The organism is Rugamonas rubra (assembly GCF_900114705.1).
Taxonomy (GTDB): domain Bacteria; phylum Pseudomonadota; class Gammaproteobacteria; order Burkholderiales; family Burkholderiaceae_D; genus Rugamonas; species Rugamonas rubra.
Window position 1 is genome coordinate 172,651 of record NZ_FOTW01000008.1, and the last position, 17,135, is coordinate 189,785.

Annotated in this window: 10 protein-coding genes; all 10 read left to right on the plus strand. The window is 69.1% G+C overall.

The window, feature by feature from the left end; genetic code table 11:
- Positions 1-149 precede the first annotated feature (149 nt).
- The 10 genes from BM252_RS08655 to BM252_RS08700 all read left to right on the plus strand — a co-directional run bounded on the left by BM252_RS08655 (position 150) and on the right by BM252_RS08700 (position 17,133).
- Complete coding sequence (locus BM252_RS08655; RefSeq protein WP_093386314.1) at positions 150-2,333, plus strand: sodium-translocating pyrophosphatase; 2,184 nt, start codon at positions 150-152, stop codon at positions 2,331-2,333.
- 189 nt (positions 2,334-2,522) lie between these two features.
- Positions 2,523-3,059 (plus strand): hypothetical protein, encoded by a 537-nt coding sequence (locus BM252_RS08660; RefSeq protein WP_245774161.1) that lies wholly within the window; start codon positions 2,523-2,525, stop codon positions 3,057-3,059.
- A 165-nt stretch (positions 3,060-3,224) separates the two neighbouring features.
- Positions 3,225-4,535: a SidA/IucD/PvdA family monooxygenase gene (locus BM252_RS08665; RefSeq protein ID WP_174900462.1), complete on the plus strand. Its 1,311-nt coding sequence runs from the start codon at positions 3,225-3,227 to the stop codon at positions 4,533-4,535.
- Positions 4,536-4,613: 78 nt separating this feature from the next.
- Complete coding sequence (locus tag BM252_RS08670) at positions 4,614-5,003, plus strand: hypothetical protein (protein ID WP_093386322.1); 390 nt, start codon at positions 4,614-4,616, stop codon at positions 5,001-5,003.
- A 245-nt stretch (positions 5,004-5,248) separates the two neighbouring features.
- Positions 5,249-6,007 (plus strand): SDR family NAD(P)-dependent oxidoreductase, encoded by a 759-nt coding sequence (locus BM252_RS08675; RefSeq protein WP_093386325.1) that lies wholly within the window; start codon positions 5,249-5,251, stop codon positions 6,005-6,007.
- Positions 6,008-6,220: 213 nt separating this feature from the next.
- Positions 6,221-8,020: a gamma-glutamyltransferase gene (gene ggt / locus BM252_RS08680; protein ID WP_093386327.1), complete on the plus strand. Its 1,800-nt coding sequence runs from the start codon at positions 6,221-6,223 to the stop codon at positions 8,018-8,020.
- 69 nt (positions 8,021-8,089) lie between these two features.
- On the plus strand, positions 8,090-9,259 hold the full coding sequence (locus BM252_RS08685) for a patatin-like phospholipase family protein (protein ID WP_093386330.1): 1,170 nt from the start codon (positions 8,090-8,092) through the stop codon (positions 9,257-9,259).
- Between the two features lie 176 nt (positions 9,260-9,435).
- Complete coding sequence (locus BM252_RS08690; RefSeq protein WP_093386332.1) at positions 9,436-14,355, plus strand: two-component regulator propeller domain-containing protein; 4,920 nt, start codon at positions 9,436-9,438, stop codon at positions 14,353-14,355.
- A gap of 127 nt (positions 14,356-14,482) precedes the next feature.
- Positions 14,483-15,253 carry a response regulator gene (locus tag BM252_RS08695; protein ID WP_093386335.1) on the plus strand — a complete coding sequence of 257 codons (771 nt, stop codon included), beginning with the start codon at positions 14,483-14,485 and terminating at the stop codon, positions 15,251-15,253.
- Between the two features lie 206 nt (positions 15,254-15,459).
- On the plus strand, positions 15,460-17,133 hold the full coding sequence (locus BM252_RS08700; RefSeq protein ID WP_093386337.1) for an AMP-binding protein: 1,674 nt from the start codon (positions 15,460-15,462) through the stop codon (positions 17,131-17,133).
- Positions 17,134-17,135 lie beyond the last annotated feature (2 nt).

Here is a 17,135-nt window from a genome sequence, read left to right on the forward strand (position 1 = left end):
TCCCGTTTTCGTTCCACGTCCGCGCCCGCGCGGGCGGAGTATCAAAGTGTTGCAGTTCGCAGGTTGGTTGGCTGCGCGCGCCTACCCGGCGCGTTGGCGGTTATCTGAGTGTGGTTTGTATGCTTGATCAATAACAAGAAGGGGACAATATGGCAGCTAGTCTTTGGTTTGCGGTAGCGTGCGGCCTGATCGCCGTGGTGTATGGATTATGGTCGCGCAGCTGGATCCTGAAACAGGACGCCGGCAACGCGCGCATGCAGGAAATCGCCCTGGCCATCCAGCAGGGCGCGGCGGCCTATTTGGCGCGCCAGTACCGCACCATCGCCATCGTCGGCGTGGTGCTGTTGGTGCTGATCTTCGCCCTGCTCGGCATGCAGACCGCGCTCGGCTTCCTGATCGGCGCCGTGCTGTCGGGCGCCTGCGGCTTCATCGGCATGAACGTCTCGGTGCGCGCCAACGTGCGCACCGCGCAGGCCGCCACCAAGGGCATCAACGAGGCGCTCGACGTCGCCTTCAAGGGCGGCGCCATCACCGGCATGCTGGTGGTCGGCCTGGGCCTGCTCGGCGTGGTGCTGTTCTACATGATGCTGGTGGCCCAGCAGGGCGCCGGCGGCGTGCCGCTCAGCCCGCACGACGTCATCAAACCACTGATCGGCCTGGCCTTCGGCGCCTCGCTGATCTCCATCTTCGCCCGCCTCGGCGGCGGCATCTTCACCAAGGGTGCCGACGTCGGCGCCGACCTGGTGGGCAAGGTCGAGGCCGGCATCCCAGAGGACGACCCGCGCAACCCGGCGGTGATCGCCGACAACGTCGGCGACAACGTCGGCGACTGCGCCGGCATGGCCGCCGACCTGTTCGAAACCTATGTGGTGACCCTGATCGCCACCATGCTGCTGGGCGCCTTGATGATCGCCAGCGCGCCCACCTCGGCCATCATCTACCCGCTGCTGCTGGGCGCCGTCTCCATCCTCGCCTCGATCGTCGGCTGCTCGATGGTCAAGCACACGCCGGGCAAGAAGATCATGTCGGCGCTGTACACCGGGCTATGGTGGGCCGCCGGCCTGTCGCTGGTCGGCTTCGCCGTGGTCACCTGGCAGATTTGGCCGGAGCAGGCCATGCGCACCAGCATGATGGGCTGCACCGTGGTCGGCATCGTGCTGACCGGGCTGATGGTCTACATCACCGAGTATTACACCGGCACCGACTTCCATCCGGTGCGCCACATCGCCGAGGCCTCGACCACCGGCCACGGCACCAACATCATCGCCGGCCTGGGCGTGTCGATGAAGTCGACCGCCTATCCGGTGCTGGCGGTGTGCGCCGCCATCCTGGTGGCCTACCAGCTGGGCCAGTTGTACGGCATCGCCATCGCCGCCACCTCGATGCTGTCGATGGCCGGCATCGTCGTCGCGCTCGACGCCTACGGCCCGATCACCGACAACGCCGGCGGCATCGCCGAAATGTCCGGCATGCCCGAGTCGGTGCGCGCCATCACCGACCCGCTCGACGCCGTCGGCAACACCACCAAGGCCGTCACCAAGGGCTACGCCATCGGCTCGGCCGGCCTGGCCGCGCTGGTGCTGTTCGCCGACTACACCCACGCCCTCGAATCGGTCGGCAAAAGCGTCAGCTTCGACCTGTCGAACCCGATGGTGATCGTCGGCCTGTTCATCGGCGGGCTGATTCCCTACCTGTTCGGCGCCATGGCGATGGAGGCGGTGGGCCGCGCCGCCGGCGCCGTGGTGGTCGAGGTGCGCCGCCAGTTCCGCGACATCAAGGGCATCATGGACGGCAGCGGCAAGCCGGAGTACGACAAGGCGGTCGACATGCTGACCGCCTCGGCGATCCGCGAGATGATCCTGCCCTCGCTGCTGCCGGTGGTGGTGCCGATCGTGGTCGGCATGCTGCTCGGCCCGGCCGCGCTGGGCGGCATGCTGATGGGGACCATCGTCACCGGCCTGTTCGTGGCCATTTCGATGACCACCGGCGGCGGCGCCTGGGACAACGCCAAGAAGTACATCGAGGACGGCAACTTCGGCGGCAAGGGCTCGGACGCGCACAAGGCCGCCGTCACCGGCGACACCGTCGGCGACCCGTACAAGGACACCGCCGGCCCGGCCGTCAACCCGCTGATCAAGATCATCAACATCGTCGCGCTGCTGCTGGTGCCGCTGCTGCCGGCCACCGGCTGGCTGGCCGTGTCGGCGCCGGCCGCGCCGGTGGCGTTGCACGCGCCGGCGCCGGCCAGCATGGCGCCGGCCTTGCCGGTGGAGTTGGCGTCGGCGTCGGCGTCGGCGTCCGCCGCGCCGCAGCCCGCCGAGCCTGCCAAGTAGCAGGGTCGGCGGCGCCGGGCCAGCCGCGCCGAATGGGCAAGCAAGTGCCCAATTGAATGTCCAGCCTGAGCTTCGGCTGGACATTTTTCCTTGGCGCGGCCACAAACGTGAACAATTGTTTCCATTGCTGGTAACGCGCGCCGGGCCGGCCGATAATGAATGACACGATGCGCACAGCGAGGTGTCGCCATGAGTTACCAAAAAACCGCGTTGATTTTGGCCGCCGTGCTCGGCTTGCTGGCTTGCGGCTATGCCTGGGCTGCGGCGGGGCAGGGCGCCGATCCGGCTCCAGTTCCAGCTCCGGCCGTGGCCGTGACCGCGCCGAGCACGCCGCCGCCGCCCGCGTCGACCGCCGCGCCTCAGCGACCATTGGAGGGGCAGGCCTACGCCAGCCTGCCGTTCTGCACCTTGAGCGCGGACGGCAAGCACTTGGCGCGGCAACCCTGCCGCACCGCGCCGCCGCAGCGCCCCATGCCGCGCCGGCCGGTGCCGCAGATCGTCGAGCCGATGCCGTCGCCCGCCGCGCCGCCGCGCGTGGCGATGCCGCCGTTGCCGCCGTCCGCGCCGCTGCGCGCGCCGAGTCCGCCCCAGCCGCTGGGCAACTGCGGCGCCGGCGGCTGCTACGACGCCGGCGGCGCCTGGCAGGGCAACGGCGTCGGCAACACCACCGTCGCGCCGAACGGCAAGCTGTGCCAGCGCAACGGCATCTGGTTGCAGTGCCTCTGAGTCTCTGCGCCAGCCAGATGTCCTTGGTAAGCGTCGGCCCGGTAGCCCGGTGGAATGAAGCGTATGCAACGGCGGTGTGGTGCCTAGTCGAGGTGAAGCGAGGTGGTAACGCACCGGTGTCGTGGAAAGCGCCCCTTGCCAACAGACATGACGGGGAAAACAAGAATGGCTAAACAGGTCTTAGTTCGCAAGCGCGTTGCAGTTGTCGGCGGAGGTCCGAAAGCCGTCGCCTTGGCGGTCAAGACCAAAGTATTGAAGGCGCTCAAGCTGCAAGATACGGAAGTTGTCATCTTCGAAAAGAAATCCATCGGTGCCGCCTGGGAAGGTGGCGACGGCTATTCGGATGGGGAGCAACGGCTGTGTACTCTGGCGGAGCGCGACCTTGGGTTTCCCTACAAGTCTTTGTACGGCCGGACGGCGGACGCAGGTATGCTGAACTACTCGTGGCAGCAATTCTTGGTAAGCCGCGCGCAGGCCTACAGCGCTTGGGTCGACGCCGGGCGCAAACCTCCCAAACATAAGATGTTCGCGCACTATTTGCGGTGGGCGTTGAAGCGGGCGGGTAACAACCCAGTTTTTGGCAAGGTCACTCAAGTCCAACAATCGGGAGGCCAGTGGAGCGTCGAGTACGAGGACGCGGCAGGAACCCGCCAAACGCATGCGGACCTTTTTGATGGCGTGGTGATGACTGGGCCGGGCCCTGCCAAGCCCTTGCAGGTGCTGGACGATGCGGGGCGGCCGGCAACATGTTCACGCATCTTCAACGGTGAAGACTTCTGGCGTCGGCTCAGTGAGGTGGCGGCGCTCATCCCCACCATGGGTTCTCCGACCTTCGGCCAGTTCGATACCGACATCCTCATCATCGGTGGTGGTGGCACGGCCGCAGCAACGTTGGCCTGGCTGTTGTCGAATGGCTGCATGAGCCATGCCGTTCAGGTCGTGGCTACCCGCGCGGTTTTGCACACCAGGGTGGACAGTCTGTTCGAGAACAAGCTTTTTAGCGAGGAGGACACGTGGAAGACTTTGTCTTCGGCCAGTCAGGACGAATTTTTCAATCGTCTCAATCGCGGGGTGGTCTGGGCCACGGTGATCGACAAGGTGTCCGCAGCAGAAAACCTCGCCATCAGGGACGGCAAAGTCGACTCCATCGTGGTCAAGGCCGTGAACGGCCAGGAGCAGCTGTCTGTGACGGTGACGCAAGGCAACGCCACGCAAATTGTGATTCAACCGTATATTCTCATTGACGCCACCGGATTCGACTCGCGTTGGTTCAAGCCTCTGCTCCCGCAGTGGCCCGCCGGAGCGCGGGACCAAGACCTTGAAGCATCATTAGGCGACGAACTCCAATATGTGGCGCCACACTGGAAGCTGCCCCTGCTGCATGCCCCCATGCTATCGAAGCGGGTGGGGCCTGGATTTGCCAGCTTGATGGTCTTGGGCGGCATGTCCGACCGCATCTTGCGGGCCTATCGGTAGGGGACTCTCCCTCCGCTTGACATGCGGTCGAGAGATATGTATACGTATATATGTTTTGTATCTACTGCGGAGCTCATTATGTCCACCGAAAATCTGGTTCTGCGCACCGTCTACGTCGACCCTGACATAGACGACCAGTTGCGTGAGGAGGCACTCGCCAAGCAGGTCAGCAAGGCGGACTTGTTTCGGACGTACCTGGTGGCGGGAATCAAGGCTGTGAAGTTGCAACCCAATTTGTTCAAGGTGGAGGGCGCTCGCGGCGGCCCTGCGTTGGTGCTGCGTACTGTCCACATGGACCCTAAGTTGGACGAGAAGCTGCGCGTCGAAGCGTTCGATAGCCGCACCAGCAAGAACGACCTGATGCGTCGCTATGTACGTATCGGCATGAGCCAGCAGGATGCTTCGACGACGCGGGCGGTACGCCCTTCGAAGCGGTCTGCCAACAAGCGGGAACCCGTCCTGGGGTGACGAGGGACTCCTGCCCCGTACGCACGGCACCAAGGTGGGAAGTCCGAGCCTTGGGCTATGGTTTTGAGCGCTCCCCCGTCCCCCACGAAGAACTTTTTTGCTGCCGCGCGCGGAAATTCGCTACAATTGCCGTCGACTTGACGTTTACGTAAACGTTATATGTAAGCGTCGCGCGCGACATTTCGATCGGCCAAGGTCCGTGCAGAGGCCGAACCCTTCCATCTATTTTCGAATTGAGGACAGACATGCAGATTCAGAACAATGTATTCATCATCACCGGCGGCGCCTCGGGCCTGGGCGCGGCCACCGCGCGCATGATCGTCGAGGCCGGCGGCAAGGTCGTGTTGGCCGACGTGCAGGTCGAGGCCGGCGAGAAGCTGGCGGCGGAACTGAAGGGCGTGTTCGTCAAGTGCGACGTCACCTCCGAGGCGGACGGCTTGGCCGTGGTCGCCGCAGCCGTGGCGCAGGGCACCCTGCGCGGCCTGGTCAACTGCGCCGGCGTGGCGCCGGCCGTCAAGACCGTCGGCAAGGACGGCCCGCACCCGCTCGACGTGTTCCAGCGCACCGTCAACATCAACCTGGTGGGCACCTTCAACATGTGCCGCCTGGCGGCCGACGCGATGGGCAAGACCGAAGCGGCCGAGCACGGCGAGCGCGGCATCATCATCAACACCGCCTCGGTGGCGGCCTACGACGGCCAGATCGGCCAGGCCGCCTACGCCGCCTCGAAGGCGGCCGTGGTCGGCCTGACCCTGCCGATGGCGCGCGACCTGTCGCGCAGCGGCATCCGCGTGATGACCATCGCCCCGGGCATCTTCGAAACCCCGATGTTGCTGGGCATGCCGAGCGAGGTGCAGGACGCGCTGGGCAAGATGGTGCCGTTCCCGCCGCGCCTGGGCAAGCCGTCCGAGTACGCCCAGCTGGCCCGCGCCATCATCGAGAACGTCATGCTGAACGGCGAATCCATCCGTCTGGACGGCGCTATCCGCATGCAACCCAAGTAAGGTGTAAACGGTTTTTGGTGTAGGATGCCAGAGTCATCGGCGCGCGGCCCAGGTCGCGCGTTTTTCTTTTGGGTGCTTCACGGAGCCAGGGATGCTGGTGAATTCAGCCGGCGCGGCCTCAGGGGCAGACCCTAGGGTCTGACCCTCGATCTGTGCCGCCGGTTTTGCCGGCGTTCCGATAGGCCGTGAAGGCCCATTTTTATGAGAGGCTGCATGCCACATCTGAAGAACCGCGCGCTGTCCGCCGCGCTGCTGGGCGCCACCTTGCTGGCCGGCGCCGCCGCATTCACCAGCCCGGCGCTGGCCCAGGAGGCGCCGCAGCGCGCCCCCGAAATCGCCACCGGCTACGCCGCCAAGGCTGGCTGGTCGGCGCAGAAGTACATGGTGGCGGCGGCCAATCCGCTGGCGGCCGACGCCGGCTACCAAATGCTCAAGCGCGGCGGCAGCGCGGTCGACGCGGCCATCGCCACCCAGCTGGTGCTGACCCTGGTCGAGCCGCAGTCGTCCGGCATCGGCGGCGGCGCCTTCCTGATGTACGCCGACGCCAAACAGATCCAGGCCTTCGACGGCCGCGAGACGGCGCCGGCCAGCGCCGACGAGCACCTGTTCCAGGACGCCGACGGCAAGCCCGTCTCGCGCGAGACCGGCGTCATCGGCGGCCGCTCGGTCGGCGCGCCCGGCGTGCTGCGCATGCTCGAGCTGGCCCACCGCCAGCACGGCAAGCTGCCGTGGGCCGCGCTGTTCGGCCCGGCCATCAAGCTGGCCGAGGGCGGCTTCGCCGTCAGCCCGCGCCTGAACGCGCTGCTGTCGTGGGACAAGTACCTGGTGCGCGACCCGGTCGCCGCCGCCTACTTCTTCGACGCCGACAAGCGGCCCTGGCCGGTCGGCCACGTGCTGAAGAACCCGGCGCTGGCGCAGACCCTGCACGAGATCGCCAAGGGCGGCGCCGATGCCTTCTACACCGGCCGGATCGCCCGCGACATCGTCGCCAAGGTGGCCGGCCATGCCCGCAATCCCGGCAAGCTGAGCCTGGCCGACATCGCCGGCTACCAGGCCAAGGTACGCGCGCCGATCTGCAGCGACTACAAGGCCTGGACCGTGTGCGGCATGCCGCCGCCGTCGTCGGGCGGCATCGCCATCGCGCAGATGCTGGGCATGTTGGAGAACAAGAACCTGGCCGCCTACCCGCCGCAAAACGGCAGCTACGGCGCCGAGGCGATCCACCTGTTCAGCGAGGCCGGCCGGCTGGCCTACGCCGACCGCAACCGCTACGTCGCCGACACCGACTTCGTGCCGCTGCCGGGGCGCGGCGTCGACGCCCTGCTCGACAAGGGCTACCTGGCGCAGCGCGCCGCGCTGATCGGCGAGCGCTCGATGGGCCGCGCCAAGCACGGCACGCCGCCCGGCATGACGGTGGCCTGGGGCGCCGACAGCGAGACGGCGCGGCCGTCCACCTCGCACCTGGTGGCGGTCGACGGCTTCGGCGGCGCCGTCTCGATGACCACCTCGGTGGAGGACGCCTTCGGCTCGCGCCAGATGGTCGACGGTTTCCTGCTTAACAACCAGCTGACCGACTTCTCCTTCGAGTCGGCCGACGCCGACGGCCCCGTCGCCAACCGGGTCCAGGCCGGCAAGCGGCCGCGCAGCGCCATGTCGCCCACGCTGGTGTTCGACAAGGGCACGCGCAAGCTGCTGCTGGCCACCGGCTCGCCGGGCGGCTCGGCGATCATCAACTACGTCGCCAAGGTGCTGGTGGGGACGCTGGACTGGGGCCTCGACGTGCAGCAGGCGATCAGCCTGCCCAACCTGGGCAGCCGCAACGGCCCGACCGAGCTGGAGGCCGGCCGCGTCGCCCCCGAGGTCGTCGCCGCGCTGCGCGCCCGCGGCCACGAGGTGCGCGAGACGGAGCAGAACTCCGGCCTGCAGGGCATCATGCGGCGCCGGACGGCCGCCGGCGAACACTGGTTCGGCGGCGCCGACCCGCGGCGCGAGGGGGCGGTGCGCGGCGACTGACTGTGGTAAGGAGGCTCTAAAGGCTGGGCGAGCCTCCCCAAACAGTGCAGACCCTGCTAATCTTGTCGTATGGGAATTCAAAAGAAAACCGGCCTGATCCTCACCGGCGGCGGCGCCCGCGCCGCCTACCAGGTGGGGGTGCTGCAGGCTATATCGGAAATACTGTGGGAGGCCGGCTGGCCGCCGGCGCGCAACCCCTTCGACATCATCTGCGGCACCTCGGCCGGCGCCATCAACGCCACCGCGCTGGCCTGCCGCGCCGACAACTTCGGCGAGGGCGTGCAGAAGCTGCTCGACGTCTGGCAGCACATCAGCGTCGACCAGGTCTACCGCGCCGACTCGCTCGGCGTGCTGCGCTCCGGCGCGCGCTGGCTGTCGCTGCTGTCGTTCGGCTGGCTGCTGCGCAAATGGCGCGCCGCGCCGCCCCAGTCGCTGCTCGACAACACGCCGCTGGCCAGCCTGCTGCACCGCATGCTCGACCTGCCGCGCCTGGACACGGCGCTGTCCGAGGGCCTGCTGCACGCGCTGGCGGTGACCGCCTCGTCCTACACCGGCGGCCAGCACATCACCTTCTACCAGACCGCCGCCGAGATCGCGCCCTGGGTGCGCATGCAGCGCATCGCGCTGCAGGACCAGATCGGCATCGAGCACCTGCTGGCCTCGGCGGCGATCCCCTTCATCTTCCCGGCCACGCCGCTGTACCTGGGCGGCCACCGCGAATACTGCGGCGACGGCTCGATGCGCCAGCTGGCGCCGATCTCGCCGGCCATCCACCTCGGCGCCAGCAAGGTGCTGGTGGTCGGCGCCGGCCGCCTGACCGAGCCGGCGCGCGACGCCAGCGAGTCGGCCCGCTACCCCAGCCTGGCGCAGATCGCCGGCCACGCCATGTCCTCGATCTTCCTCGACAGCCTGGCGGTCGACATCGAGCGGCTCGAGCGGATCAACCGCACCCTGTCGATGCTGCCGCCGGAGCTGCTGGTGAACACCCCGCTCAAACCGGTCGAGCTGCTGGTGATCGCGCCGTCCGAGCGGCTCGACGACATCGCCAGCCGCCACATCGCCAGCCTGCCGCCGCCGATCCGCACCATGTTGTCGGGCATCGGCGCGACCGAGGCGCGCGGCTCGGCGCTGGCCTCGTATTTGTTGTTCGAATCGACGTATACTTGCGAGCTGATCCGTCTCGGCCAGCGCGACACCCAGGCGCGTAAGGCCGATGTGTTAGCCTTCTTCGGTTCGTGAGCGGCTTAGCCGGCTGCACCCCGCCCCGCGACGCATACGTCGGGGTCTGACCCCGCATGGGGTCAGACCCCTAGCTTGCGGGGTTGGTTTGGCGTCACGCGCGCCCCCAATACTTTTTTTACTGTGAACGAGTCACGCTAGTGCGGTTGTTAAGACGTCTTTGTTGCCACCTGCTGATGCCGGCCCTGCTGCTGTGGGGCCTGGGCGCGGTCGCGGCGTCGGCGGCGGCGCCGCCGCGCACGCTGCGCTTCGAACAGCTCGGCGTCGAGCACGGCCTGGCGCAGGAGTCGGTGCTGGCCATCGCCCAGGACAAGCAGGGCTTCATGTGGTTCGGCAGCCAGGCCGGCCTGAGCCGCTTCGACGGCTACCGCGTCACCACCTACAAGAGCGTGGTGTCGGACCCCAGCAGCCTGGGCGACAACTGGGTGCGCGTGCTGCACCTGGACGGCGCCGGCCGGCTGTGGGTGGGCACCGACGGCGGCCTCGACCTGTTCGACCCGCGCAGCCAGACCTTCAGCCACTTCCTGCCGCGCGAGTCGGCCAAGCGCGGCAACGGCAACCGCCACATCCGCGCCATCCTCGACGACGGCCTGGGCGGCCTGTGGCTGGCCAGCGGCGACGGCCTGCACCACTTCGACCCGGCCAGCGCGCGCTTCACCAGCTGGCACCACGATCCGGCCGACGCCGGCAGCCTGGTCGACGACCAGGTGCTGGCGCTGGCGCGCGACGCCGCCGGCCGCCTGTGGGTGGGCACCGCCACCGGGCTCGACATGCTGGCGCCGGGGGCGGCGCGCTTCCAGCACTTCCGCCTCGACAGCCGGCCCGACTCCAAGTTCAACTCGATCGCCGCGCTGCAGGTCGACAGCGCGCAGACCCTGTGGGTCGGCACGATGGCCGGGCTGGAGCAGTGGAACCTGCTCGGCGACCAGCCGCGGCGGCGCCGCCTGGGCGAGGCCGAGGGCCTGGCGCCGGGCGCCGTCACCGCGCTGTACCAGGACGGCGAGGGCCATTTCTGGGTCGGCAGCAACGCCGACGGCCTGTACCGCTGGCTGCCGGCGGAGAACCGCCTGGTGCCCTACCGCCACCAGTTCAGCGACCCGCACAGCGTGGCCGACAACCAGATCTCGGCGCTGTTCCGCGACCGCGTCGGCACCTTCTGGGTCGGCACCTGGAACAACGGCGTCAGCCGGGTCGACCTGGGCAGCGGCGGCTTCGCCCGCGTGGTGCGCCAGGCCGACCAGCTGCGCACGCTGTCGGACAACAAGGTGCGCGCCATCGTGCCGGACGGGCGCGGCCGGCTGTGGCTGGGCACCAGCAGCGGCCTGAACCACTTCGACCCGCTGAGCGGCGAGGGCCGCCTCTACCGCCACGAGCCGAACCGGCCGGGCGGCCTGTCCGACGACCTGGTCAACGCGCTGTGGCGCGACCCGGCCGGCAACCTGTGGATAGGCGGGCGCAGCGGCGTCAACCGGCTCGACGCCGCCAGCGGCCAGTTCAGCAACGTCAGCTTCGCCCGCGGCGACCCGGGCAGCGACACCATCCGCAACATCGTCGGCGACCGCGGCGGCCTGCTGTGGGTGGCCTCGCGCGGCGGCCTGCACCGCTACGACCCGCGCACGGGCGCGACGCAGACCTACCGCCACGACCCGGCCGACAGCGACAGCCTGGCCGACAACGTGGTGCGCCCGATCCTCGAGGACCGGCGCGGCCGGCTGTGGGTGGGCACCTTCAACGGCCTCGACCTGCTCGACCGCAAGAGCGGCCGCTTCCGCCACTTCCGCCGCGACCCGAAGGACCCGTTCAGCCTGAGCCACGACGAGGTGCACTACCTGTACGAGGACGCGCGCGGCGCGATATGGGTCGGCACGGCGGCCGGCCTGAACAAGATGGAGACGGCGGCCGACGGCAGCGTGCGCTTCCGCCGCTACCTGCGCCGCGACGGCATCGCCGACGACGCCATCGCCTCGATCCTGCCCGACGGCGTCGGCAACCTCTGGCTGAGCACCAACAGCGGCATCTCGCGGCTGAACGTCGAGACCGGCTTGTTCCGCAACTACAGCGGCGCCGACGGCACCATCGAGGGCGCCTACTTCGACGGCTCGGCGCTGCGCACGCCGGACGGCACGCTGTACTTCGGCGGCTTCAACGGCATCACCGCCTTCGCCCCGCAGGAGGTGCGCGAGAACAGCGTGGCGCCGACGGTGGCGATCACCGACCTGCAGGTCTTCAACAAGTCGGTGCGCGCCGGCCAGGGCGAGCACGGCGCGGTGCTGAGCAGCGCCATCGAGCACACCAGCGCCCTGACCCTGCGGGAGCACGACTCGGTGTTCTCGCTCGAATTCGCCGCGCTGCACTACGCCGCGCCGCAGCGCAACCGCTTCGCCTACCAGTTGCAGGGCTTCGACGAGGACTGGGTGGTGACCGACTCGACCAAGCGCTTCGCCACCTACACCAACCTCGACCCGGGCCGCTACGTGTTCCGCGTCAAGGCGGCCAACAAGGACGGCATCTGGAACGACAACGCCGCCACGCTGGAGATCACCATCCTGCCGCCGTTCTGGAAGACCTGGTGGTTCCGCCTGCTGGTGGCGCTGCTGCTGCTGGGCGCCGGCGCCGCCGCCTACCAGGCGCGCATGCGCGGCATGCGCCGGCAGAAGAGCCTGCTCGAGCAGCAGGTCGGCCTGCGCACCGCCGAGGTGGAACAGAAGAACCAGCTGCTGCAGCAGCAGAAAGGCGAGCTGGAACAGCGCCGGCTGGAGGCGGAGAGCCAGCGCGCCGAGGCCGAGCAGCGCCGCATGGACGCCGAGCGGCAGAAGCAGGAGGTCGAGCGGCAGAAGGAGAACGTCGAAACGGCGCACCGCAACATCTCGGTGCTCAGCGAGTTGGGCCGCGAGATGAACGCCACGCTGGACATGGAGACGGCGATGGGCACGCTGTACCGCCACGTCCACCACCTGATGGACGCGCAGATGTTCGGCATCGGCTTCCTGCGCGAGGAGCAGGGCGTCATCGAGTTCCCCTTCGCGCTGGAGGGCGGCGTGCGCGCGCTGCCGTACAGCCGCAGCCTGGACCAGCCGAACCAGCTGGCCGTGTGGTGCCTGCTGAACCGGCGCGAGGTGTTCATCAACGACTTCTACGCCGAGTATGCCGACTACATGGGCGCCCAGGGCCTGGACCTGTTGACCCGCACGCCGCTGGAGAACGGCGCCATGCCGGAGATCCCGCTGGCCATGCTGTACACACCGCTGCTGGCCAACGACAAGGTGATCGGCGTGCTGTGCGTGCAGAGCATGCAGCGCAACGCCTACCAGCGGGTGCACATGGACATGCTGCAGGCGCTGGCGGCGCACGCCGCCGCCGGCCTGGAGAACGCGCGCGCCTACCAGCAGCTGGAGGACGCGCTGCAGGCGCTGCGCCGCACCCAGGAGCAGCTGCTGGCGCAGGAGCGCCAGGTGCGGCAGAACACCGAGGAGCTGGCGCGCGCCAACCGCGCGCTGCAGGAGAACGACGAGCGGCTGCGCCTGGCCAAGCAAAAGGCCGAGGACGCGACGCGGCAAAAGTCCGAGTTCCTCGCCAACATGAGCCACGAGATGCGCACCCCGCTGGCCGGCGTGATCGGCATGCTCGGCTTCGCCCTGCGCGACGGCGCGCTGCAGGACAGCACGCGCGAGCAGATCCTGCGCGGCCAGGCCAACGCCCAGTCGCTGCTGGCCATCATCAACGACCTGCTCGACTTCTCGAAGATCGAGGCGGGCAAGCTGAGCATCGAGAACATCGACTTCGCCCTGTCGTCGACGGTGGAGAACGTGGTCAGCCTGTTCGAGGAGCAGGCCGCCGCCCACAGCGTCGAGTTCGACCTGGAGTTCGGCGAGGCCCTGCCGCAGTTCGTCGTCGGCGACCCGACCCGGCTGCGCCAGGTGCTGGTCAACCTGGTCGGCAACGCCTTCAAGTTCACCCAGCGCGGCGCGGTGCGCATGCGGGTCGAGCGCATCGCCGAGCCGGCGCCTCCGCCCGGCCTGAACCTGATCCGCTTCACGGTGGAGGATTCCGGCATCGGCATCGAGGCCGACGCCATGCCGCGCCTGTTCCAGAAGTTCGAGCAGGCCGACAGCACCACCACCCGGCGCTACGGCGGCACCGGCCTGGGGCTGGCGATCTGCCGCCAACTGGTCGAGCTGATGGGCGGCGCCATCAGCGTGGTCAGCACGCCCGGCGTGGGCAGCGTGTTCGCCTTCGAGCTGCCGCTGGCCGACGGCGTGGCGCCGCCGCTGGTGCCGCACGTGCCGCGCGAGCCGCACAGCCACCAGCTGCGCATCCTGTGCGCCGAGGACTTCCCGACCAACCAGATCATCATCCGCATGATGCTCGAGGACCTGGGCCACAAGGTCGACATCGCCGCCAACGGCGCGCTGGCGGTGAAGGCCTGCTCGATGACCCGCTACGACCTGATTTTGATGGACGGCCGCATGCCGGAGATGGACGGCGCCAGCGCCACCCGGCTGATCCGCTCGGGCGGCAGCGAGGAGGCGCCGGTGCGCGACCAGGAGCTGATGATCATCGCGCTGACCGCCAACGCCAGCGAGGAGGACCGCAGCCGCTACCTGGGCTCGGGCATGGACGACTTCCTGACCAAGCCGATCGACGAGTCGGCGCTGCACTTCCAGCTGAGCCGCGCCATCGAGCGCCAGCTGCAGCGCGGCGTGGCGCTGCCGCGCATGGCGCCGCGCCTGCAGGCGCCGGAGATGCCCAGCGTGGCCGAGCTAGACGCCATGTTCGGCGTGGCGGCCGAGCCGGCGCCGACGGCGGGCCACTACAGCGGCAGCGGCGCCGGCCTGCGCGCGCGCCTGCGCGCCGCCTTCAACGCCGACGTGCCGGCCCGCCTGGCCGAGCTGGACCGCGCCCTGGCCGAGCAGGACGGCGACGGCGCGGCGCGCCTGCTGCACGGCATCAAGGGCAGCGCCGCCTATCTGGAGGAGCAGGAATTGCAGACCCTGTGCGCCGAGCTGGAGCGGGCCGCCGACGCCGGCGACTGGCCCAGCGTGGTGGCCGGCCTGGCGCCGCTGCGCGGCCTGCTGGGCCATCCGCTGCCGGCCTGAGTGGCGGCCGAGTGGCGGCCCAAATGTTATCGAGGCGGCGCCCTGTTCGGCGCCGCCGTTTGTCTGTAAGATCCGGCGCGGCTGCCATGTTGATGGCCTTGTTCCGCGCGCGGCACTGGAGAGATGAATGAAAGTATTGGTGGTCGATGATGATGTGGTGTCGCGCATGGTGCTGATGCACCTGGTCGACAGCTGCGGCAGTTTCGAGATTCTCGAGGCGGAGGACGGCGCCGACGCCTGGCGCCAGCTGGAGCAGGGCCTGCGTCCGGCGATCTGTTTCTGCGACCTGCGCATGCCGCGCCTGTCCGGCATGGAGCTGTTGCAGCGCGTGCGCGCCGAGCCGGCGTTCGACGGCATGCCCTTCGTGCTGGTCACCTCGGCCAACGACGACGACACCGTGCAGTCGGCCGACAAGGCCGGCGCCGCCGGCTTCATCGTCAAACCCTTCCAGGCCGAGCAGGTGCGCCAGCACCTGGCCCCCTTGCTCGCGCCGGCGGGGGAGGCGCGCGCGTCCGCGCCGGAGGTGTTGTACCAGGCCGAGGCGCCGGCGGCGACGCTGCAGCGCCTGGGCATCAACCACGAGCGCCTGCTGGTCTACCTGGACGGCTTCCACAAGCAGCTCGACGCCGCCGGCGGCGACATCGGCGCGCTGCTGGCGCGCGGCGAGCAGCGCGAGGCCCAGTTGCGCCTGGAGCGGCTGCGCGCCGGCTGCCTCACGCTGGGCCTGGACGGCGCCGCCGCCACCTTGCAGGCGCTGGCGCCGGCCGCCGGCGCAGCAGCAGCAGCAGCGGCGGCGCCAGCGCCATTGGCCAGCGCCGCCGTGCAGGCCGCGCTGGCCGGCGTGGTGCGCGCCGTGCTGCAGCAATCCGCCGAGGTGCGCCAAGCCGGCGCCGCCTGATTTGCCGCCAATGCCAAGGCGCCAGCGGCGCCCAAACCACCCCGCGGCAAAGAGCCAGGGTCAGACCCTAGGGTCTGACCCTAGATTTTGCTTCGGGGTTTCGGTCGCCACCAGTCGGCAAGATTGCGCTTGAAGTCGAGATAGTTTAGGTTTAAAGTATCTGCTCGCAGGCTGATCCGATACTCCTATCCCACCTCAGGCCGACCATGACCACACCGCCCGACAGCAGTGCCAGTGCCCACACCGACCACTTCGCGCGCGAGCACCTGCCGCCGCCCGAGCAGTGGCCGGAGCTGTGCTTCGACCTGCCGCAGCTGCAGTACCCGGCACGGCTGAACTGCGTCGCCGAGCTGTTGGACGCGGCCGTCGCCGACGGCGCCGGCGAGCGTTTGGCGATCCGCAGCGACACGCAAAGCTGGACCTACGCCGAACTACAGCGCCAGGTCGACCGCATCGCCCACGTGTTGCGCGGCCCGATGGGGCTGGTGCCGGGCAACCGCGTGCTGCTGCGCGGCGCCAACAACCCAATGATGGCGGCCTGCGTGCTGGCCGTGTTCAAGGCCGGCATGGTCGCCGTGCCGACCATGCCGCTGCTGCGCGCGCGCGAGCTGGGCGCCATCCTGGCCAAGGCCGAGGTCAACGCCGCGCTGTGCGCTTACGGCCTGCGCGCCGAACTGGACGCCGCGCCCGGCGTGCCGGCCACGCTGTTGTATTTCGGCCTCGATGCCGGCCTCGATGCCGGCACGGACGCCGGCGATGCGGCGCAGGGCGCCAACTCGCTGGAAGCCCGCATGGCCGAGCAGCCGGAGCGCTTCGACGCCGTCGACACGGCGGCCGACGACATCTGCCTGATCAGCTTCACCTCGGGCACCACCGGCGTCCCCAAGGGCACCATGCACTTCCAGCGCGACATCCTGGCCATTTGCGACTGCTTCCCGCGCGAGGTGCTGCGCTCGCGCGCCGACGACGTTTTCATCGGCACGCCGCCGCTGGCCTTTACCTTCGGCCTGGGTGGCCTGCTGCTGTTCCCGCTGCGGGTCGGCGCCAGCGCCGTGCTGCTGGAGAAGCTGACGCCGGAGACGCTGTTGCAGGCCATCGAACGGCACCGCGCCACGGTCTGCTTCACCGCGCCGACCTTCTACCGCCAGATGGCGCCGCTGGCCGCAAAGTACGACCTGTCCAGCCTGCGCCAAAGCGTGTCGGCCGGCGAGGCGCTGCCGCTGGCCACGCGCGAGAGCTGGCAGCGGGCCAGCGGCCTGGCAATGATCGACGGCATAGGCGCCACCGAGCTGCTGCACATCTTCATCGCGGCGGCCGACGAGCAGATCCGCCCCGGCGCCACCGGCAAGCCGGTGCCCGGCTACCAGGCCTGTGTGCTGGACCGCGACGGCCAGCCGGTCGGCCCCGGCGTGATCGGCCGGCTGGCGGTGAAGGGACCGACCGGCTGCCGCTACCTGGCCGACGAGCGCCAGCGCGACTATGTGCTGAACGGCTGGAACCTGACCGGCGACGCCTACGAGATGGACGCCGACGGCTACTTCTACTACCGCTCGCGCACCGACGACATGATCATCTCGGCCGGCTACAACATCGCAGGGCCGGAAGTGGAGGACGCGCTGCTGCGCCACCCGGCGGTGGCCGAATGCGGCGTGGTCGGCCGCGCCGACGAGGAGCGCGGCCAGATCGTCGAGGCGCACGTCGTGCTCAAGCCCGGCCACGAGGCGGGCGCGCGGCTGGCGGCCGAGCTGCAGGAGTTCGTCAAGGGCCAGATCGCCCCATACAAATATCCCCGCGCGGTGCGCTTTTTGAGCGCCTTGCCGCGCACCGAGACGGGCAAGCTACAACGCTTCAAACTGCGCGACGCCGCCACCACTTCGTGAAG